Source organism: Allofournierella massiliensis (assembly GCF_964241245.1).
Lineage (GTDB): Bacteria > Bacillota > Clostridia > Oscillospirales > Ruminococcaceae > Allofournierella > Allofournierella massiliensis.
Genome location: NZ_CAXSWZ010000002.1, coordinates 132,378 through 153,730, shown reverse-complemented (window position 1 = coordinate 153,730; position 21,353 = coordinate 132,378). Strand labels below are relative to the sequence as shown.

Annotated in this window: 17 protein-coding genes; 4 read left to right on the top strand and 13 right to left on the bottom strand. The window is 63.3% G+C overall.

Annotated elements, in window-relative coordinates:
* Positions 1-167: 167 nt before the first annotated feature.
* Positions 168-1,082 (bottom strand): YitT family protein, encoded by a 915-nt coding sequence (locus tag ACESYO_RS01990; RefSeq protein ID WP_082669497.1) that lies wholly within the window; start codon positions 1,080-1,082, stop codon positions 168-170.
* A 467-nt stretch (positions 1,083-1,549) separates the two neighbouring features.
* On the opposite strand from ACESYO_RS01990, the gene ACESYO_RS01985 reads away from it, so the two are divergent.
* From ACESYO_RS01985 to ACESYO_RS01970, 4 genes are all read left to right on the top strand, one after another.
* Positions 1,550-3,364: a sensor domain-containing diguanylate cyclase gene (locus ACESYO_RS01985; protein WP_373209302.1), complete on the top strand. Its 1,815-nt coding sequence runs from the start codon at positions 1,550-1,552 to the stop codon at positions 3,362-3,364.
* Positions 3,361-5,268 (top strand): EAL domain-containing protein, encoded by a 1,908-nt coding sequence (locus ACESYO_RS01980; RefSeq protein WP_373209301.1) that lies wholly within the window; start codon positions 3,361-3,363, stop codon positions 5,266-5,268. The genes ACESYO_RS01985 and ACESYO_RS01980 overlap by 4 nt, the downstream gene beginning before the upstream one ends.
* A 131-nt stretch (positions 5,269-5,399) precedes the next feature.
* Positions 5,400-7,067: a glutamine--tRNA ligase/YqeY domain fusion protein gene (locus tag ACESYO_RS01975; protein ID WP_058963091.1), complete on the top strand. Its 1,668-nt coding sequence runs from the start codon at positions 5,400-5,402 to the stop codon at positions 7,065-7,067.
* Between the two features lie 239 nt (positions 7,068-7,306).
* Positions 7,307-9,094, top strand: a complete 1,788-nt coding sequence (locus ACESYO_RS01970; RefSeq protein WP_077138481.1) for a M20/M25/M40 family metallo-hydrolase — start codon at positions 7,307-7,309, stop codon at positions 9,092-9,094.
* 46 nt (positions 9,095-9,140) lie between these two features.
* Here the strand turns inward: ACESYO_RS01970 and ACESYO_RS01965 are convergent, their stop codons facing one another.
* The 12 genes from ACESYO_RS01965 to ACESYO_RS01910 form a co-directional block, all read right to left on the bottom strand.
* Positions 9,141-9,773: a helix-turn-helix domain-containing protein gene (locus ACESYO_RS01965; RefSeq protein ID WP_373209300.1), complete on the bottom strand. Its 633-nt coding sequence runs from the start codon at positions 9,771-9,773 to the stop codon at positions 9,141-9,143.
* Between the two features lie 171 nt (positions 9,774-9,944).
* A complete protein-coding gene (locus ACESYO_RS01960) occupies positions 9,945-11,066 on the bottom strand; it encodes an SLC13 family permease (protein ID WP_242868281.1) in 1,122 nt (373 codons plus the stop codon).
* Positions 11,063-11,593 carry a DUF5662 family protein gene (locus ACESYO_RS01955; protein ID WP_341439093.1) on the bottom strand — a complete coding sequence of 177 codons (531 nt, stop codon included), beginning with the start codon at positions 11,591-11,593 and terminating at the stop codon, positions 11,063-11,065. The genes ACESYO_RS01960 and ACESYO_RS01955 overlap by 4 nt, the downstream gene beginning before the upstream one ends.
* 84 nt (positions 11,594-11,677) lie before the next feature.
* On the bottom strand, positions 11,678-13,039 hold the full coding sequence (locus ACESYO_RS01950) for an alanine/glycine:cation symporter family protein (RefSeq protein WP_058962562.1): 1,362 nt from the start codon (positions 13,037-13,039) through the stop codon (positions 11,678-11,680).
* Between the two features lie 115 nt (positions 13,040-13,154).
* Positions 13,155-13,454 (bottom strand): phage holin, encoded by a 300-nt coding sequence (locus ACESYO_RS01945; protein WP_082669463.1) that lies wholly within the window; start codon positions 13,452-13,454, stop codon positions 13,155-13,157.
* Positions 13,451-13,714: a hypothetical protein gene (locus tag ACESYO_RS01940; RefSeq protein ID WP_058962563.1), complete on the bottom strand. Its 264-nt coding sequence runs from the start codon at positions 13,712-13,714 to the stop codon at positions 13,451-13,453. The genes ACESYO_RS01945 and ACESYO_RS01940 overlap by 4 nt, the downstream gene beginning before the upstream one ends.
* An 11-nt stretch (positions 13,715-13,725) precedes the next feature.
* Positions 13,726-14,739, bottom strand: a complete 1,014-nt coding sequence (locus tag ACESYO_RS01935; RefSeq protein WP_058962564.1) for a glycoside hydrolase family 25 protein — start codon at positions 14,737-14,739, stop codon at positions 13,726-13,728.
* 14 nt (positions 14,740-14,753) lie between these two features.
* Positions 14,754-15,962 (bottom strand): hypothetical protein, encoded by a 1,209-nt coding sequence (locus ACESYO_RS01930; protein ID WP_373209299.1) that lies wholly within the window; start codon positions 15,960-15,962, stop codon positions 14,754-14,756.
* Positions 15,943-16,356 carry a hypothetical protein gene (locus tag ACESYO_RS01925; protein ID WP_058965673.1) on the bottom strand — a complete coding sequence of 138 codons (414 nt, stop codon included), beginning with the start codon at positions 16,354-16,356 and terminating at the stop codon, positions 15,943-15,945. Before ACESYO_RS01925 ends, ACESYO_RS01930 begins: the two co-directional genes overlap by 20 nt.
* A 13-nt stretch (positions 16,357-16,369) precedes the next feature.
* Positions 16,370-18,994 carry a collagen-like triple helix repeat-containing protein gene (locus ACESYO_RS01920; protein ID WP_373209298.1) on the bottom strand — a complete coding sequence of 875 codons (2,625 nt, stop codon included), beginning with the start codon at positions 18,992-18,994 and terminating at the stop codon, positions 16,370-16,372.
* The gene (locus tag ACESYO_RS01915) at positions 18,991-20,892 is read right to left on the bottom strand and encodes a hypothetical protein (RefSeq protein WP_058964230.1); all 1,902 of its coding nucleotides are present in this window, start codon (positions 20,890-20,892) and stop codon (positions 18,991-18,993) included. Before ACESYO_RS01915 ends, ACESYO_RS01920 begins: the two co-directional genes overlap by 4 nt.
* Positions 20,892-21,329: a hypothetical protein gene (locus ACESYO_RS01910; RefSeq protein ID WP_058964229.1), complete on the bottom strand. Its 438-nt coding sequence runs from the start codon at positions 21,327-21,329 to the stop codon at positions 20,892-20,894. The genes ACESYO_RS01915 and ACESYO_RS01910 overlap by 1 nt, the downstream gene beginning before the upstream one ends.
* Between the last annotated feature and the right edge of the window lie 24 nt (positions 21,330-21,353).

Genomic DNA, 21,353 nt, shown 5'->3' with positions numbered 1-21,353 from the left:
TAACAAACACTCCTTCTTGCTGTACGGGAGCCGCGCCCCCGCGAAAAAAACGAATGCGGACCGCCCAGGGGCTTTTCCCGGCCCCGGCGGCATGGGGAGCGGCGCGGCGCGCCCCCTTTGCTTATGATACCGCGCAATTTTGAACGAATTGTTGCGCCCTGCGGCACTTACAGCGCCCGGAAGCCCTTGCCCACAATTTCGGAGGAATTCACGATGGTGAGGAAGGCTTTGGGGTCCACCCGGCGCAGATGGTTGCGCAGCAGCACCGCCTGACGGCGGGTGAGCACGGTGGTGAACACCTGCTCGGACTGACCGGTATACGCGCCCTCGGCGGTGTAGACCGTGGCGCTGCGGTGCAGCTTTTCCAGAATGAAGTTCTTCACATCCTCCGGGTGGCTGCTGATCACCGTGACCACCTTGCGCTGGTTCAGGCTCTCGATGAAGCTGTCCACCATAAAGGCCTTGGCAAAGGTACCCAGTACACAGTACAGGCCGGTGGCGATGCCGTACAGACCGCCCGCCCAGGCCGCAATGGCCAGGTCCGAGATGAGCAGCGCACGGCCGATCTCCATGCTGGTGTATTTGGACAGGATCATGGCCACGATGTCGGTGCCGCCGGTGGAGGCGCCCACGTTGAACACAATGGCGCTGCCGGCGGCAGGCAGGGCCACCGCAAAGCACAGCTCCAGAAGCGTGTCGTTTGTGAAGGGCGCGCTCATGGGATACACCTTTTCCAGCAGGCTTACAAAGGCCGACAGAGCAAACGAGGAATAAATCGTAACGCCCATGGTCTTTACGCCCAGGAAGATGATGCCCAGCGCCACCAGAATGCCGTTGATGATGAACAGCGCGCCGCCCACGTTCATGCCCGGCCACAGGGTGGCCATGATGATGGACATGCCGCTGGTGCCGCCCATGGCAAAGTGGTTGGGGGTTTTGAACAGATGGATGCCCGCTGCGGTAAGGAAGAGCCCCAGATTCAACAAAAATGCATATTTTGCAAATTCACCGGGGCTGCCCACGTGCTCCAGTCGAAAGGGGATCAGCTGCCGCCCCTTGCCGGCCTTTTGCGGTTTTTCCACGCCTCATCGCTCCTTTTTCACCTTTGACGCCCAGCTTTGTTTCGCACAAAAAAACCCGTTGCCCGCAAACAGGCCACCCAAAACCGGGCGGCGCCGCGCGGGCAGCGTTCGCTTTTCGCCCGCCCCGGGGCACTGCTGCCGCCGGCGGCGGACCGTTATTCTTTTGCGCGCGGTCACGCCTTGCCCCGCGCTTTTACCTATTAAATACGCGCATGGGCGTTCGCTATTTTACATTACCACAGTGCCGTGTTCCTGTCAATGTTTACAGCTTACTTTGGCACATCTTACCGATTTTGGGGTCACAGGCGGAAAAATTCCTGCGCGAATTGTATGGTTAAAGCTTGCACGCCCGGCTGCTTTTTACTATAATTTTAACCAGAAAAGCCAAAGATTGGGCAATTCTGCTTTTCCACGCCGCCATGGCTGTTTTTTGCCCGGAATCCCAAGGCCAGAGGAGTGATCTTCTGATGAAACATTTGTCCGTTTTCCGCCGCTGGACGTCCACCGCCCGGCAGCTTTGGCTCGCCCTTCTGGGGCTTGTGCTTCTGTTTGTAACGCTGGTGTTCAGCACACTGGATTTCACTCTTCAGCTTAACCGTTACACCATTGCTTCCAGCCAGGACTCTTTGCAGAATACCGCCCGCTCCAGCATCGCTGCGCTGAACAGTTATCTGGAACAGCAGATGAGCTATGTGCAGCGGGCGGCCACCGCCATCGCCAGCCTGCCCGCCGGCAGCAGCGAGGAGGATGTGCGCCAGCTGCTGGACGAATACTTCCAGCGCAGCGATTTTGCCCAGATGTGGGCCGTCTCGCTGGACAAACAGGCCATCTCGTCCCAGGGCATTTCACTGGATCTTTCCAGTGAGGAAGCGCTGGAAAGCGCCTTCGACGGGCAGAGCGGCTATTCCGCCGTTTACAACAGCCCCACCTACAAGGACGACCGGTTCTATGTGTATGTGCCGGTGCGGGTGAGCCCGGAGCAGCCGGTAACCGGCGCGGTGCTGGGCGTTCTGAAGGTGGAGCAGGTGGCCCGGTCACTCACGCTGTACGGCCTGTCGGACGAAAGCCGGGTGGCGGTGTTCCAGGCAGACGGCATGGTGATCTATGCCTGCGACAACCTGAAATACCAGCTGGAGCCCGGCGGCAGCTTCTGGAACACCGATGCCGGCCGCACGCTGGGCAGCTTGCCGGAAGAGGAAACCGGCAGCTTCGGCACCGCCGGCACCGGCGACGGGGCGGTGGCCTGGCTGTGCGTTTCCACCGGCATCCGGGACTGGTATCTCTATCAGGATGTACCCCGGAGCGCCCTGCTGGCCACCAACGCCCAGGAGACCAGGCTGGTGATGATCATGGCGCTGAAAATGCTGGCCGCTTCGGTGGTGATGCTGGTGCTGCTGACCATCTATCACCGCCAGCGGGAGGGCCAGGTACAGCGGGCCGAGGATTCGCTGCGCACCAGCAATCAGCTGCTGGCAATGGCTCTTCAGCACACCGCCATCACCCTGTTTGTTTACGATCTGGCCGGCCATACCATGACCGCCTGCGATGAGACCGACACCACCCGGACCGGGGCGCCGGTGGAACCTGCCACTCTGGCTCAGAACGGCACAGTGGCTCCCCAGCACTCCACCGGATTCCTGGCGCTGTTCCATCGGATCCGCACCACCCAGGAGCCGGTGCAGGGCGATTTTCTGGTGCGCAGGCCGGATCAGAGCGAATACCGCTGGACCCGTGTGACCCTGACCGCCGTGCGCATTCCCGGGCAGGCCCCCACCCACGCCATCGTGACCTTTGAGGACATCACCGAGGAACGCCGCCGGGAGGATGAGCTGCGCCAGCGGGCCAACCGGGATCCCCTGACCAATCTGTACAACCGGCGGGTGCTGCGCGTAAAGATAAACGAGCTGCTGGGCCACCCGGTGGGCGATGTGCTGCTGCGGGAGGTTGCCCGGCTGCTGGAGCAGCTGAGTGCCGCCTCCGGTACCCCCGTACGGCTGGGCGGCGATGAGTTTCTTGTGCTTTTGCCCGGCGCGGACTGGGCCACTGCCGAGGCACTGGCCGGCCGCATCTGCACCGAGCTGCCCGGCCTTGCCAGCAAGCTGGAGCTGGGCGTTCCGGTGGGCGTGAGCGTGGGCGTTCATCTGTTCGACCCGGCTGCCGTCCCCCTGAATCAGGCCTATCAGGAGGCGGACGTGGCCCTTTACGCGGCCAAGCGGAACCGGGGCTGCTGGGTATCCACCCGCGGGCTGCGGGAGCTTGGAGCACGGGAGGAACGGCCATGATCCACTACAACATTTATTTTCAGATGGCGGCATTTGTGTTTCTGGCCGCGCTGGCTCTGATCTGCCTGATGCGGCGTGGCGCGCACACCCTGACCCGCGCCGCCCTGTATCGCACGTTCGCCAGCGCCCTTGCCGCCACCGCGCTGGATGTTCTGGCCACCCCGGTGCGCGCCGGGGCCTGGCCCTGGCTGCCGGACCGGGCAGCCTGTCTGCTGCTGGCAGCCTGGATGATCAGCCAGTTTCTGTTTTTTGCCTGTTTTGTGCTGTGCACCCTGTTTCTGGCAAAGGTCTCCGGGAAGCAGCTGCGCCGGATGATGCGGCTGACCGGCCTTGTGTGCTGCGTCGGAATTCTGGCCGCGCTGCTCAGCCCCTGGCTGGGGCTGCTTTACCGGCCCCGGGCACAGGGCGGCTTTGAAAACGGGCCGCTGTATCTGCCGCTTCTGGCCTGCTGCTGGCTGCTGCTGGTCTTCGGCTGCCTCTGGATGCGCAGGGCCAAACCGGGCCCGGGGCGGCAATGCGCCGGCTGCATGGCCGGTTTTGTGCTGGCAGCAATGCCGCTGCAGCTGACCGCGGGCAACGTGCGCCTGTTCTGGTTTGTGGTGGCGCTGGCTCTGCTTCCCGCGGCGCTGGGTGCGCCGCTGCCCGGCAGCCAGATTCACTCCGCCAGCGGATGCCCCAACTACCGCGCCCTTTCCGATACCCTGTGGGACTGTTACCAGTTCCACAAGCCATACTGCCTTGCCTTTCTGCGCCTCGCCCCTGCAAACGACGCAGGCGGTATTTCCCCCGCCCAATGGCTGGCCCCGACCGCAAAACGGCTGCGCGCCGCAACGCCCCGCTGCACGGTGTTTTACCTCAGCCAGGCAGGCCGCTTTGTGGTGTTCAGCCAGGGCAGCCGGGAGGGCTTCAGCAGCCAGATGGCCGAGCTGGCCACCGGGCTGAACGAAGGCTGGGCTCTGAAGGGCTGCACCGTCACCCTGACCCAGCCCGCCATCCTGATGGACGGGCTGCGCTGCGCACCGGATCTGGATCAGGCGCTGCTTTTGCTGGATCTTCTGGAGGAATTCACCCCGGACGGGCCGGTTCATGCCGCGCCCCAGTGGGTGAACGATCAGGCACTGGCCCGCCTGCAGCGCACGCTGGCGGTGCGCCGCGCTTTGACCGGCGCGCTGGACCGGGGCCGCTTTGCGCTGCGCTATCTGCCGGTGCTGGATGCCCGCACCGGGCGAACGGTGCAGCTGGAGGTGCTGCCCCGCATCGACGACGAACAGCTGGGTCTGCTTGGGCCGGACGCCTTTGTGCCCATTGCCGAGCGCAGCGGGCTGGCAGAGCGGATGGGCGATGTGATCTTTGATTCTCTTCTGGAAGCCATGGCTGCCGATCCAGAGCTGTTCCGGTCGGTGGAGCGGGTGAGCGTGAACCTGAGCCCGCTGCAGCTGGCCGCGCCGGATCTTGCCGACCGCTTCGTGCGCATGGCCCGGGAAAAGAGGGTTCCCTGCTCCCGGCTGGCCTTCGAGCTCACCGAAAGCCGCAGCCTGCGGGGCACCGACGGAGTGCCCCTGCTTATCCGGCAGCTGTTTGCGGCCGGGGCCGCCATCACGGTGGACGACTTCGGCGCGGGGCATTCCAACCTGACCCGTATTCTGGATCTGCCCGAGGCGGGGGCGGTGAAGCTGGACCGCTATGTGATGCGCACCTGCCTTGCCCGGGATCCGAAGCTGCTGGCTCACCTGATCGACTTCGTGCACGACTGCGGCAAACTGGTGATCGCCCAGGGCGTGGAGAGCCGCCAGCAGGCCCAGCAGCTGGTGAAGCTGGGGGCGGATTATCTGCAGGGCTTTTACTACGCCATGCCCATGGATGCCGACGAGCTGCGCCGGTTTCTGCATCCCGATCGGCTTTAAGCGTCCATTTGCCCCTTTTCTGCCCCGCTTTCTGTGTTGCAAAGCGGGGCAAAATCCTGTAAAATGGGAGAATAGAGCGCTTGGGGCCCCGCCGTGGGCCCCTTCAAAATAAGAGGAGCGAAGAATCAGCTATGGAAAAGCCGAACAATTTTCTCACCGAGATCATCGACGCGGATCTGGCGGAAGGCCGCGTAAAGGAGATTCACACCCGGTTCCCGCCGGAGCCCAACGGCTACCTGCACATCGGCAGCGCCAAGGCCATCTGGATCAACTGGGGCATTGCCAACGCCTACGGCGGCAAATTCAACCTGCGCTACGACGACACCAACCCCGTGCGCGAGGACGACGAGTATGTGAAGAGCATCGAAGAGGATCTGCGCTGGCTGGGTGCTGTGCCCAACGGCGGCATCTACTATGGCAGCGACTACTTTGAGAAGTGCTACGAGTACGCCGAGCAGCTGATCAAGGAAGGCAAGGCCTATGTGTGCGATCTGACCCGCGAGCAGATGCAGGAGTACCGGGGCACCCTGACCGAGCCCGGCAAGCCCAGCCCCTGGCGCGACCGGAGCGTGGAGGAAAACCTGGATCTGTTCCGCCGCATGCGAGCCGGCGAGTTCCCGGACGGCAGCCGCACCCTGCGCGCCAAGATCGACATGGCCAGCCCCAACATGAACATGCGTGACCCGGCCATCTACCGCATCGTGCGCGCCCACCATCACCGTCAGGGCGATGCCTGGTGCATCTACCCCCTGTACGACTTTGCCCATCCCATTCAGGACGCCATCGAGGGCATCACCCACAGCATGTGCAGCCTGGAGTTCGAGAACCATCGCCCCCTGTACGAGTGGGTCATCAACAACCTGCATCTGGGGCCCTTCCCCATCCAGCGCGAGTTCGCCCGCCTGAATGTGTCCAACACCGTGATGAGCAAGCGCTACCTGCGCGAGCTGGTGGAGAAAAATATCGTGGACGGCTGGGACGACCCCCGCATGCCCACCCTGTGCGGTCTGCGCCGCCGCGGCTACACCCCCTCCAGCATCTTTGAGTTCGTGAAGAAGGCCGGCGTTTCCAAGGTATACAGCCTGGTGGACTACCGCCTGCTGGAGTACTGCATCCGCACCGAGCTGGAAACCACCGCTCTGCGCCGGATGGCCGTGACCGAGCCCATCAAGCTCACCATCACCAACTACCCCGAGGGCAAGGTGGAGTACTTCGATATTCCCAACAACCCCAACAAGGCCGCAAACGACACCTCCACCCGCAAGGTGGCCTTCTCCGGCAGCCTGTACATCGAGAAGAGCGACTTTGCCGAGGTACCCCCGCCGAAGTTCCAGCGCCTGAAGCCGGACGGCGAGGTTCGCCTGATGGGCGCTTACATCGTGAAGTGCAACGAGGTCATCAAGGACGAGAACGGCGAAGTGGTGGAGCTGCGCTGCACCGCTGACCTGGAGACCGGCAACGGCAATCCCGTGGACGGCCGCAAGGTGAAGGGCACCATCCACTGGGTGAGCGCCGCCCACGCGGTGGACGCCGAGGTTCGCCTGTACGACAAGCTGTTCACTCAGGAGAACATGGGCGAGCTGCCCGAAGGCAGCGACTACAAGGACTTCCTGAACCCGGATTCCGTGAAGGTTCTGAAGGGCGCCAAGCTGGAGGCCAGCCTGGCCGACGCCAAGCCCGGCGAGAAGTTCCAGTTCGTGCGCATGGGCTACTTCACCCCGGACTCCAAGCACCCGGGCGTGTGGAACCGCATCGTCACCCTGAAGGACAGCTTCAGCAAGACTCTGGAGCAGAAATAAGTTTTCGCACACTTGCTTTAAATTACACCGGCGGCTGCCGTATTTCCCCGAAAGCGGGATACGGCAGCCGCCGTTTTTTCTTTTCCGGACTCTGAAAAAAGGCCTTTCCCCGTGCCTTGCCAGAAGGTTTTGGTCTGTGGTATACTAAAACATGGCGGGCAGATGCCCGCCAGCCAGATACAGCTATCTTCCGCGCCCTCCGCGCGTTTTTTGATACAAGCCAAAGGAGGCCCCTGCCAATGATCGCTTTATGGATCCTGCTCATTCTCATCCTGATTTTACTCGTTTTGCTGGGCGTTGCAGCCGCCCGTGCCATCCAGATGAAGCCTACCTCCGCCGCCACGGCCCAGTTCCCGGATTCCGATCTGGAGCGGGCCCAGCAGTATGCGGAGACCCTGTCCAAACTGGTTCAGTGCGAGACGGTATCGGAAAAGGATCAGGTGAGCCGCCGCAAGTTCCAGGCCTTCCATAAATTGCTGCGGGAGCAGTTCCCGCTGGTGCACAAGGCGGCCACCCGCACGGTGCTCAACGGCAGCCTGATTTATAAAATCCCCGGGCAGGACGGCGGCGTCGGTGCGCCCATTCTGATCATGAGCCACCACGACGTGGTGCCCGCTGAGGGCGAGTGGAAATACCCGCCCTTCTCCGGCGAGATCGCCGAGGGCTCGGTATGGGGCCGCGGCACCGTGGACACCAAGGGCAGCCTGTTCTGCTTCATGCAGGCGGTGGAGGAGCTGCTGGCCGGGGGCTGGAAGCCCGAGTGCGACGTGTACCTGGCCTCCAGCTGCACCGAGGAATGGGGCGGCGACGGCGCGCCCGCCATTGCCGCATGGCTCAAGGAGCAGGGGGTCCATCTGGGCCTGCTGCTGGACGAGGGCGGCATGATCATGGATTCCCCCATGGCCGGGGTCAAGGGCCGCTACGCCATGGTGGGCGTGGTGGAAAAGGGCTATGCGGACGTGAAGTTCGCCGCCAATTCCGCCGGCGGCCATGCCAGCGCCCCCGGGCCGAACACCGCTCTGGTGCAGCTGGCCAGGTTCATCTGCAAAACCGACCGGCACAGCCCCTTCCAGGCCCGCTTCTCCCCCACTTTGCGGGAGATGTTCCAGCGCCTTGCCCCCAACATGAGCTTCGGCATGCGGCTGCTGCTGGGCAACCTGTGGCTGTTCGAGCCGCTGCTGTGCTTCCTTTTGCCCCGTGTGAACCCGCTGGCCGGCGCAATGATGCGCACCACCTGCGCCTTCACCATGGCACAGGGCTCCCCCGCCTACAACGTGCTGCCCCAGCAGGCCTGGGTCACCGCTAACATGCGTTGCATGCCCCATCAGGGTACCGACGAGAGCATCGAGATCATCCGCGCTGCTGCCAAAAAGTGCGGGCTGGATACCGAGGTGCTGAAGGCCGACCCGGCCTGCGCCGAGGTGAACTTTAACGGCGATGCCTTCCGGCTGCTGGAGGAGACCATGGGCAAGATCTACCCCGGCTACGGGGTGGCCCCCTACATCATGACCGGCGGCACCGATGCCCGGTTCTACATGTATGAGGGCGTGGTGGAAAACGCCCTGCGCTTTGCCCCGCTGGAGATCAACAAACAGCAGTACGCCAGCATTCACGCGGCCAACGAGAACCTGTCCATTCTGGCGCTGCCCCCGGCTGTGAACTTCTATCAGGAGCTGCTGCGCAGCTACTGCGCCCGCAACGGCAAGCCGGAGCTGGCCCCCGAAAAGCCCGCCCGCAAGGCCCCTGCCCGCAAAAAGGCAGCCCCCAGGGCCAAGGCCGAAGCGGAGGCCCCTGTGACCGAAACTGCTGAGCCTGCGCCGGAAACTGCACAGCCAAAAGACGAACAGCCCGCCCCGGAGGCCCCGGCAGAGCAGCCGAAGAAGGCCGCAAAGCCCAAAAAGAGCGCTGCCCCCAAGAAGGCGGAAACCACTGAGCCTGCCGAGGCTGTGGAGACTGCTGAAGCTGCCGAACCGAAGCCCGAAGCGGAGGAAGCCCCGGTGGAGGCGGACGAGCCCCGGGAAGAATAATCCAAACGCAAACGAGCACCTGCACGGAAAACGCAGGTGCTCGTTTTTATTTCTGCCTGCCTTTTGCGCCGTGCAGCAGCCGCCATTCCAGCATGCCGCAGCCGCCCAGATAGACCACCCAGAACAGCACATAGCCCGCCAGCGGGGATACCGGGACGGGATAGGGCGCAGTGACAAAGCCGCCCAGCAGGACGTTGTACAGCAGGGACAGGGGGATGAAGGGCAGCAGCCACAGATTCACCGCCCAGAACCGCCGCCTTGCCCGGGGGCGGCTGGCAGGCTCGCCCACCGTCATGCCGATGGCGTAGATCACACAGCCCATCACCATGACCAGCAGGCCGATTGCGGTGGCAATGGCGCTCTGCTTTTCGTACCAGAGCATTACCGCCACCAGCAGGCCCGCAATGGTGCTGCCGGTGGCCACCACCGAAAAGATGGCCGCGTCCGGCCCCTGCTCCCGCAGCGCCGGGTGCTGCCCGGTCAACAGATAATCCGTGGTGGTGCCCAGCTGCCTGCTCACCGCCAGCAGCCGTTCCAGATCCGGCGCGGTCTGGCCGCTCTCCCACTTGGACACCGCCTGCCGGGATACGCCCACCCGGTCCGCCAGCTCCTCCTGGGAAAAACCCTTTGCCTTGCGCAGCTGCTGAATGCGCTGCCCCAGCTCCTCGTTCAGACTCATACCGTTCCACTCCTTTTTGTTTTGCTGGACTTCAGTATACCGGATCAGGCGGCAGCCTGTCCACCATCTGCCGCCACAATTGCGTCAACTGGATGTTGCGTTTTGTCAACCGCTCCCTTCCGGGCACAAAAAAGCGGCGGGTCCGGCCGACCCGCCGCCTTTTTCTTGTTCTTACAGGATGCCGCAGCCGGCCAGTGCCAGCAGCACCGCCAGCAGGCCGAAGTTCAGCGCGCTGAACACCGCCAGATACCGCCCGGTGTTCGCGCCGGGGGCCTTGGAATAGATCTTCAGGCTGATCAGGCTGGCCAGGCTGGCAATGGGGGTGCCAAGGCCGCCCAGATCCACGCCCATCAGAAGCCCCGCGCCGTTCTCGGTAAAGCCGGACAGCAGCACCGCCGCCGGCACATTGCTGATGACCTGGCTGGCCGCCGCGCCCACCAGCATCTCCCGGCCCTGCATCACGCTGGCCAGAAAATTCTGCAGCGCCGGGATGCGGGCCAGATTGCCCGCGAACACGAAGAAGCACACAAAGGTGACCAGCAAAGCGAAGTCCGCCCCCAGCACCAGCTTTTTGTCGAACACCGCCAGCGCCACGATCACCACCGCCAGCAGCGCGGGCCAGGGCAGCAGATGGAACACCGAGGCCAGACACACGCAGAACAGCACGCCGCACAGAATCAGCTGGGCATGCTGGCGGGCGGTCATGGGGCCTTCCTCATTTTGAGCCGTCAGGGTGACCCGACGGGCCGGGGTGAGCAGGCACAGCACCACAAGCACCACAAGGCTTGCCAGCGTGGCGGGCACGGTGAGAGCGAAGAATTCGCCCGCGGAAAAGCCGTAACGGCTGTACAGATACAGGTTCTGGGGGTTGCCCACCGGGGTAAGCATGCTGCCCAGATTGGCCGCCACCGTCTGCAGACTTACCACCCAGGGCAGCAGCCCGCCCTGCCCGCTGGCGGCCAGCACCAGCACCGCGAAGGGCACGAAGGTGATGAGGGCCACGTCGTTGGTGACCAGCATGGAAGAGAAAAAGCAGAGCATCACCAGCACAAGGCACAGTCCCTTGCCGCTGCCGCTGCGCTTCACCAGCGCCGCCGCCATCCGCCGGAAGGCCCCGGCCTGCTCCATGCCGGCCACCACCGCCATCAGGCAGTAAAGCAGAGCCAGCACCCGGCCGTCCACATAGCCAAGATATTCCTTATCCGGCAAAACCACCAGGCAGGAGGCCAGCGCCAGCACCGCCGAGATGACCAGCACCGGCTCACCCTTCAGCCATTGCATCGCTTTTTTCACCGGCCCAGCACCTCCTTTTTCAGCACCCGGAAGGCCTCGTCCTCGCCCTTGTCCCGCAGGGTGATCAGCATGTATTCCAGCAGCTGCCGCGTTTCCGGATGCAGCACATAATGATCCCGCCCCCGGTCGTAATATTCCCAGGGGGAGGCGTCGGTGTAGTCCTTGCCCTTATATACCTTGCTGGCGGCCACCCGGTCGCAGAACATTTCGGCCACGAACTGCAGGGGCATCTTATTGCCGATCAGCTTTCCGCTGCCCGCCGGGTCGTAGTCGATCCAGTATTCCAGATGATGCCGGTTGCGCCCCTTGTGGTGCAGCCAGGCGGTACTGCAGCCCTCGGCCTGACGCTGGGCGTCGTTGGGGCTGCGATTGCCCTGATAATATTTCACGCCCGGCAAAAACTCGCTGGGCATGTACTTGGAAAGGTCATGGGTCAGCCCCCGCCAGTAAAGCCCCAGACGGAAGCAGTGCTTCATCACCAGCCATTTGTGGTGATTGATGGTGCAGAAATGCCCCCACAGATTCACGTTCAATCCCTCCTGAACATCAAAAAGCCGGGTTTTGAAAAACCCGGCCTTTATTATAGCATATTTATGCAACCGTGTGCGCGGTCAATCCAGCGTTTCCGCCTGCTCGTCCAGCCGGTTTTCCCACAGATAATGCCGCGTCTCCGCCACGATCACCCCGCTGAGCAGCAGCACCGAAATCAGGTTCGGGAAGGCCATCAAACCGTTCATCAGGTCCGCAAAGCTCCACACCAGATCCAGATTGGCCACCGCGCCGATGAACAGCACCACCAGGAATACCAGCCGGTACACCGGAATGCCCTTTGGCCCGAACAGGTATTCCACGCACCGCTCGCCGTAGTAGCTCCAGCCCAGAATGGTGGTGAAAGCAAATACCGAAAGCGCCAGCGCCAGCACGATCTGACCGGCGGGCAGGTTGGCAAAGGCCAGCCGGGTCATGGCGTCGTCGCTTGCGCCCTGATACAGCTCGGGCTGCTTGACCATGCTGCTTACCACCACGATGCCGGTCATGGCGCAGACGATCACCGTATCCCAGAAGGTGCCGGTCATGGAAACCAGCGCCTGCCGCACCGGGTTTTTGGTCTGGGCGGTGGCTGCCGCGATGGGTGCGGTGCCCAGGCCGGACTCGTTGGAGAACAGGCCCCGGGCCATGCCGTAACGGCAGGCGGCCATCATCGCGCCGCCCGCAAAGCCGCCGGCCACCTGCCGGAAGCCGAAGGCGCTTTTCACGATCAGCGCCAGCGCCTGGCCCAGATAGGGGGCATTCAGCACCAGAATTGCGATGCAGCCCAGAATGTAGAACAGGCTCATGAAGGGCACAAGCTTTTCGCACACCTTGGCAATGGCCTTGACGCCGCCCAGAATCACCACCGCGGTGACGGCGGTGACCACCAGACCGGAAATGGCGGGAGCCACCCCGAAGGTGGTGTGGATCACATCGGTGATGGCGTGGCTCTGCACGGTGCAGCCCGCGCCGAAGGTGGCCAGCACGGTGAAGGCGGCGAAGATCACCGCCAGCCACTTCCAGCCAAGACCCCGCTCGATGGTGTACATGGGGCCGCCCACGATGGCGCCGCTTTTGCCCCGGGTGCGGTATTTCACCGCCAGCAGGGCCTCGCCGTATTTGGTGGCGATGCCGAACACGCCGGTGAGCCAGCACCAGAGCACCGCGCCGGGCCCGCCCAGTGCAATGGCGGTGGACACGCCGATGATGTTGCCGGTACCGATGGTGGCCGCCAGCGCGGTAGCCAGCGCGCCGAACTGGCTGATCTCGCCCTGGCTGCCCTCATCCGGCGAAAGGCTCAGCCGGATGGCCTTGGGAATATGGCGCTGTACCAGCCGAAGCCGGACAGTCAGAAACAGGTGGGTGCCGAACAGCATGACCAGCATCGGCACACCCCAGATAAAATTGCTGCACGCGCTCACAAGCGCGGTAAGGCTCTGCATGGGTTTTCCCCCTTAAAATCACAATATTTTAGTATTATATCACATCAAAGCCCACCGCGCAAACCTGCAAAAATGCCGGGTCCCGGCAGAATCCGGGGCCCGGCGCGGCTTTTGCTTACTTCTTTTTTGCGGCAGGGTCCGCGGCTTCGCTGCCGACGGTTGCGGTCTGCCCTGCCCCCAGCACCCGGTCGCTGTCGCACACGCCGCTGGTGGTGGGGTCGGTGATCACGCCCAGCACCGCCAGCACCGCAAACAGGGCGTTCACCACCGCCAGCAGCCGGTTGCCCAGTTCACCCAGATCCAGCTGGTAGCCGAACACCGCTGCCACCACCTGAATCAGCAGCATCACCGCCGGGATCAGGCTCAGCCAGAATGCCTTGTTTTGAATGCGTACCATCCAGTTGATCTTTTTCATTGCGTTCCTTCCTTTCGTTCCAGAATTGTGATTCGTGTTTCGTGGTCATTGAGAGCCGCGTCCTGCTCGTCGTTGTGTTTCCACAGGCGGCGGTGGCTGTCTGTGTTGTCCCGCTCCTGCCGGTCCTGCCGGCTCTGCACCGCCTCCACCAGGGTGGAGAGCTTGGTAAGGGTGCTGTTCAGCCGGATCACCGGCGCCCCCACCGACAAAAATAACCCGGCCACCACCACCAGCACCCCGACCACATTCCATTCATTCATATTCATCCTCCTTACCAGATAAACTCTGCCGAAAAACCAAGCCCCTCGCAGTAGGTTCGGATGTTGCGCCGGTCGCCTTCGTTGGGCATCGGCACAAGATGCAGGTCCAGCCCCTCGTCCGGCGCATCCGCAAGGCGGCAGCGGTCGTCCAGAACGGCGGCGTAAACGGTTTTACCCGCATGTTCAATCTGCACCATGGGGTAGCCGTCCACCAGAGTGTCCGCCAGAGCGAGCACCGCATAAGTACCCTCGGGCAGCTTGTCCGTTTTCCCGTCCGCATTCATCACCACGGCATGAATGCTGGGAGCCGTGAAATACTCGCAGCGGCTGGAATCGAACACCTCCAGCTGCTTGCCGGAAAGGGGCACAAATTCCACCGCGCCGGGAGTGTAGCTCTCCCGCACGATGCGGGGCAGATCGCAGTACATCCGGTTCAGATCGCACCGGCCCTGAACACCCGGCACCGAGCCGCTGCTGGAGTGCTGCCAGACCGCCGCGTTATCCACCCCGATTTTGCCGGTGTAGTTGGCGATCCACAGCCCCTCGTACCGGTCGAGGGTCTCCATGTCCATATAGCTGTTCACAAAGCTGGTGTAGCTGTAGAACATGGGTAGATAGCCCGCCGCCGCGATGCAGCCCATGAAGGCGTTGCAGATGGCGGTGTTCTTTTCCCGGCTGAATTCCTTATATTTGGCCGCGTGCTCATAGTCCAGCACCACCGGCAGAGTGAGGGTGTGCTCCGCCAGCAGTTCCAGAACCCGGGCGGCGGCGATGCGGGCATGAGCCTCGCTGTCGATGTAGCTGTAAAGATACACGCCCACATCCAGCCCGGCCGCCGCCGCGCCGGTCACATTGCGCTCAAAATACGGGTCTGCCACAATGCTGCCGTCGCCGTTGGCGTAGCCCAGCCGCACGAAGGCGAAGGCATAGCCCGCGGCCTTCACCCGAGGCCAGTCCACATTGCCCTGATACCTGCTCACGTCCACGCCCGGAGCGGGTGGGTTGATTTCGTATTTCAATGCCATTTTTCTCTCCTTTCTCAGGCGATGTAGGCCTGCAGTGCATAGAGAGCCTGGGCAGTGCCGTAGCCGTCCACACCGATGGTGACCACGTCCCCGCCGGCCAGATACCCCAGATCGCAGGTGGGGCTGTCCGCCGCGCTCTGCTCGGCCAGCACGATGCCGTTTTTGCGGAAGCGGATGGTGGTGCTGTTCTGCACAATGCTCACCGGCACCAGCCGCCACTGGCGGCCGGATGCCCGGATACGTGCGCCGTAGTTATCGTCCCGGTCGCCGTCCAGCCAGCCGATGTAAGCGGTTTCCACCAGCTGGGGATAGGCCAGCGAAGGCACCGTGCTGGCCTGGGTATTGCCATCCCAGATTTCGCACACCGTCACCCAGCCACGGGGCATATCCGGCTCCAGCATGACGGCGGTGCCGGTAACCCCGAAGATGCTCACCCCCTGCCGGATGTTGGCTGCCAGCAGATTCGCGTCGCCCTCAATGGTCTGGGCTCCGCTCAGGTACTGGCCGGCGGCGATGGTCTGGCTTGCCGTGCCCGGCCGGAAGCTGGCCGCGCCCCTGCTGGGAATGCTGCCGGTAATCTTCCGGCCTTTGGCGTAGCCCACTGCCCCGGCCAGCATCTGATTCGCGGCTACGGTGCCATCGGCGGTAAAGGTGCCGTTCACGGTTTTGCCGTTGGCGGTGATGGAAACCCCGGTCTTGATGTTTTCGGGGGCCAGCTTGGCCGCTTCGGCCGCGGGCAGGCCCCCGCCGTTAAAAGTTAGGGCGTTCCCCGTGCGGTAACACACCACCACGGCCCCGGCCCGGAAGAACCCGGCCCACAGTGCGTCGCCGCCCACGGTGCGGGCGGTGCACCCGGTGCCGTTCACCCGGAAGGTATCTCCCGCCGCAAAATCCGCGGCGGCCACAAAGCGGATGTTGTTCCCGCTGCCGGTGAGGGTGTGCACCGTGCCGCTCTTTTTGTGGGTGTACAGGTTCACCCCGTCCCCGGCGGCTGCCGCCCCGATGGTCTGCGGTGTGAGGGCCAGCTGGGGCTGCCCATCCTCATCCAGTCGCAGCAGCAGGTTTGCAGCCGCTGCGGTCCAATTATCTCCCTGCTGTACCACCTCGCTGCTTACTCCCACTGATACATCCCGCAGGGCGGGGCTGCCGTCCCGGTTATACAGGGTCAGATAAACATTTCCGTCCGATTCATTCACTTTCAAATCACGAAACAAACGTGCCAAACAGGCCACCTCCCAAACAAAAAGCCAGCTTCTGCTGGCCGTTTTCAATTGCATTCAGATCGTTGTAAATTTGCAGCAGCATTCCCTCGATGCGCTCCAGATCCCGCCAGTCCCACACAAGGTCACCGGGCACAAAGGCGCGGGTGGCGTACTCCGGCCGGGGCTGCACTGCGGCGGCCAGCGCCGCCAGATTTTCTTCCACCCGGTTGAAGAACTCCGCCAGCGGAACCCCGTCCACGGTATAGTCCTGCATCTGGCCGTAGTCGGGCTTTTGGGTAATTGCCGCTGCCCGCTGCCGCAGATACAGCAGGTTGCCCCGGATGCGCTCATAGTCCGGGTCCAGGCGGAATGCGTCCTGCCCGTCCCAGGTCGTTTTCGGCGTTTGCCATGCCATGCGTTTCCCCTCCTTACGCAACTCGCCGGTAACGGAACACGGTGATGTAGGGCTGCAGGTTATTGTGGGCCTGCCCGCCGCCGTCCTGCCCCGTCCAGTAGCCATAGGGCCAGGATTCACCGGACAGACTATCCCGGATCAGGCAACCATGGCCGGATCCGACCGCACCCTCGTTGGACCATCTCATTTCATGGCTGTGCCTGGGCATTTCCGCAATGGTGAGGGTATGGTTGATTTCGCCGCCTTCTTTGTTCACGTCACTGAATTCGGGAATTCCCTTTGCGCGGCCCACCAGTACCCGGCCGGAACCGTACTCTTCCCATCGGCCGCCAAAATGCGCCTGGACGGCTTCGATGGTACTCAAATTAGCGCCGCTGCCTGTATCAGCCCACTCGAAAATGCTGCCCACCGGATACACAAAATCCAGAATGCCCAGATCAGCCAGCGTCCAGTTCAGATTGGCAGTACCGTCGAAGGCCCTGCCGGTTTTGCCAATGGTCAGGGTGCGGGCCGTGGCCAGCTGGGTGGCCGCACGGGCCGCGCCGGAAAAGCCGGAATTCGGATCCACCGCTGCCGCGCCAATCTCACCCAGAGTCCAACTCACATCGGCGCTGCCGTCGAAGGTCTTTTTGGTTCCGCCAATGGTCACGCCCCGGGCGGTTTGCAGCTTCACCGCGCTGTTGGCCGCGCCGCCCGCGCTGGAAGCGCCCGCGTATTTGTGGGTGTGGCCGGCTGTCGCCGCGCCGATGCCCGCTGCCGTCAGAGTTTTGGCCCCCACCACGCTGCCGTTCACATACAGAACCTGCCCGGTGGAAAAACCGCTCACCTGGGTGGTCTTACTCACCAGATTGGGGCCTGCCGGGCCGGTGGGGCCGGTGGCACCCTGCGGCCCTTGGGGGCCGGTAGGGCCAGTTGCACCCCGTGCACCGGCCGGGCCCTGCTCACCGGTATCTCCTTTTGGGCCCTGGGGACCGGTCTCACCTTGCGGGCCAGCGGGGCCGGTGTCCCCCTTCGGCCCTTGGGCACCGCTGGGCAAGATCAGATTCAAAGTGGCGGTTGTGCCGCTTTTGGATATGCTGGCAGCGGCGGTGCTGCCGCTGACCACGGTACCGATCTTCATGGTTTGTATCGCTGCGTTCCAGAGACTGCGCTCCGCCGCTGTGATGTGTTTTACGGTATCACTCACATGGGCGAACGCCGCATTCCAGTTATTCAGCAACGTCTGGGTGATGCTGCCCAGCAGAGATAGATTTCCGTGGCTGTGCTTTTTGCTCACCGCATCCGCCAGACTGGCTTCGGTCTGGGTGTAGCTGTCCAGCAGCGTCTTGTTTGCGTGACTGTGGCGGGCGGCGGTGTTGGAAGCCACAGTGGTTTTGGTGGAGGCAAGGTCAGCCGCCAGCGCCTTGCCCTTGTTGCCCGGGTAGGCGGTGGAAGAGGTCTCGCCCAGCGCAAGGCTCTTACTGATCTCCACATAGGCCGAGCCGCTCCAGCGCCAGGTGAGGTTTGTGTTCAGCGCCACATAGATCTTCCCTGCCTCACCCGTGGCCGGGAAGGCGGTTTTGCTGGCATATTCCAGTACGTCGTCCACAAAACTGGGCAGCTGGCTGGCTGGCACCTGACCATTGCTGTCCAGCGTTGCCACACCGCCGGCCTTACCCATTTCGCTGCGCTTGACCTGGGCATCGTTGGTCACGTTTGAAAGGCCCACCTGGGTTTTGGTCACGGCATGGGGGTTGGCTTTGTCCGCTTTATGGCTGTTCAGTGCATTTTGCACCGAAGCAATGGCTGCCGCCTGGGCAGTGCTCACCGGCTTGTCCACGTCGGCTGTATTATCACAGCTGCCAAGCCCCACCTGGGCCTTGGTGGTCTTGTGCGGGTTGGAGGTATTCCCGGTATGTGCGGCAAGGGCACTTTCCAGCGCACTTTTCACCGCCGCGTCCTTCGTGTCGGTCTCTTGCTGAGTGTATGCCCCCGCCTGATGGGCGGTCACGGTATGAGGATTTTCCGTGTCCGCCAGATGCTCCATCAGGCTGCGCACCGCCCGGGCCAGCTTGCCAAGAGCGGCGCTCAGCTTTTCACCGCTGGAAAGCTGCGTCAGCGCAGCCGATTCCGAATAGGTTGGGGTCTGGTCGTTGGTGGCCACGTTGGGCACATTGCCAAGGCCCACCTGACTTTTGGTCACCGCGTGGGGGTTGGCCTTGCTGGCCGCGTGGGCATCGAAATCCTCCCGCAGCGCATCCGCCGCCGCTTTGTGGGCGTCCAGCATCTGCTTTGCTGCCGCCAGCGTGATGGCCGGGCCGTCGTTCCAGGCGTCGGTTCCCTTGATGCCCGCGATCTGCTGGCCGATCAGGGTCAGCAGTGCCTGCAGCTTGTTTTTCACCCCGCCCACGGTGCGCAGGCCGATCTTTTCATCGGTGACGCTGCCATCCGGGTGGGCCAGCACCGAGGCCGAGGCGTGGGCGTTCAGCTCGGTGCGGCTGGCCTTCAGGTCGTCCAGCTCGGCGTCCTTGTTTGCCTGCTGTTTCAGTTCCCGGTCGACGACCTCCATGTCGTAGGTCAGATCGTCGATGTCTGCCGGGTCGTTGCGCTCGGCCAGCCGTTCCGGCAGCCGCAGCTCATAGTTCTGGCTTTTTCTCATCGTTCATTCCCCCGTTTCAGAATCATTTCTCCCTTCAATCCGCCGCCGGTGTAGGTGAGCTGATTTTTCAGCACCTGAGCCGGGGCGGCCGTTTCCCATTGGGTGTCCAGCAGAACCCGGTCGATGGGGTCCATCTCCGGGTTGCCGCGGGTGGTGCAGGTGTAGGTGCTGCGGCGCAGCAGATGCCCCCGCACCCAGTCCGCCACCGCCAGCGCCCGGTTCAGGTCGGTAATGAGCGGATTGTCCAGCGTTTCCACTGAACCGTTCTCATCCGCGTCCGTCACCGGGGCCACCGCGTTCTGACTGCTGGTCTCCAGCTTTTTGCCGCTCACGATCAGGGTGGCCGGGCCGCTGCCCTCCAGCACCAGATCCGCCGCCGCGGCATACAGCGCCTGGTTCGTCACCTGCGCGCCCTCGCATTCCACGCGGATGTCCGCTGCCTGATTCCAGGTCAGGTGCAGCTCCAGCCGCCCGTTCACCTGATAGGTGCCCTTGTGCAGCTGGCTCTCCTTTTCCGCCGGTGCGTACACCGTGGCCGGGCATTCCACCCGAAGAAGGCTGGCGGTCTTTTCCACTTTGGGCGCGCTTTCCAGTATGGCCGAAAGCCCGATGCACACCCCGGTCTGGCTGCTCACATCCGGCTGGATGCGGATCACGCCCTCCCGGTCGGCATATAACAGGCAGCAGGCCGCGTGGGCGATCAGCTGCAAGCATTCCCGGTGCTGCTTTACCGGCAGCGGGGCGGTGGTGGTGATCTCTTTCAAGCCCTCCCACAGCGCCCAGGGCTGCTCGTCCTGCCTGCGGCGAGGAAACTTCGCGTCCTCCAACACCAGCGTCGCCAGTTCCCACAGGCTGTGGGGCGCGCCGTCCCACCGGCCCTTGTAATAGGTGCCGGTCAAAAGGCTCAGCGCGTCGGCGGCGGAGAATTTCGCATACAGCCCCTCCACCGCGGGCTGGCCGGTCAGGTAAAAGCGCCCGCCGGGCATCCATTCCACAAAGCCGCCCTGATACAGCTCTCGCCAGCCGCTGGGAGCAAGGTCGCCCCATTCCAGCACTGCCGCGTCTCCCCACTTGATGCCGCCGGTCAGCTGCTGGCCATAGCGCACCGTGATGGGGTTTCGCTGCTCAAAATACTTCCAGATTCCCCGAGGATTATCCGGGTCATACAGACCGTTCTGGCTGCCGGTGAGCAGGTTCACGTTCACCGCCGAGAAGCTGAACTCCCCGGTGGGCAGCCTGCGGCCGATGGGGTCTACCTCCATGGTCTGGGCAGCCTCGGTCAGCTCCGCCTGACCAAAGACCAGCTCCATGCCGAACATCAGGCGGGTCAGCCGCGCCCGGCGGAAGGGCCGGCTGGTGGCCTCGAAGCGGATTTCCAGCCGGTCGAACCGGTCGATCTGCACCGGCTCCTCGTGCTCCACCGCCGTGGGCCGCACCTGCCGCTGCACCAGCTGCACTTCCCCCTTCCAGGCGGTCACGGTCAGCGCGGTGCACCATTCCTCCGCCACCTGATCGAACCGGAAGCTCAGCGCCGGAACGCTCACCGGGCTTTCAAATTCCAGCGCCAGCACCGGCGGGGCTGCAAACCGGCCGTCCGCGCCGCTCATGGACTCGCTCACATAGCCCTCGGTCAGCAGTGCGCCGCCGGGCTCGTCCGCAATGCGCAGCGTGCCGTCCGCCTTCCAGCGCCCCGGCTCAAAGGTGGCGTAGCTGCGCTTTTGCGCGCCGTCCTGCGCAAGGGCGCTTTCCACGCTGGACCAGTAGGCCTGATGCTCGCTCTTATCCGCCGCACCGGGGGCCGCGTCCTCGTCCACCACACTCAGGGTCACGGCCAGCTTTGCCGCGCCCAACACCGGGCGCTCCATTTCCTGCCGGTAGGCATCGCTCACCTGTTGCATCAGATCACCCCGCAATCCACCACGCTGAAGCTGGCGTCCTCGTAGTATTCCGGCATTCCGGTGGCCGCGTCCACGTTCACCGGGCTGCACTTCACGTCGCTGAGGTAAAACATCCGCGTTTCCCACCGGCCCAGGTTATGGCTGAAATAGTGGCAGTAGAAGGTGAAGTGGCCGTCCTCAAACCAGCGGTTCATCTCCCACCACAGCTGCGGGCTGATGGTCTGCCAGCCCAGCTCCTGCTTGTCCACGCTGCGGCCCACCATCCGGCCCACCATGGTGCCCTGGGCGTTGCGGGCCGAATCCACCATGCGGCTGGTAGTAAAAGGCGCCTTGCCCTGGGTGGGGTAAGGCGCCGCAATGGCATAATTGCTCCGGTCGGTCTGGGCCGTGGCCCCCAGATAGATAAAGCCCTTGTTTTCCTTCAAATCAATAGGCATTTGCGAACGCACCTCCAATCTTTA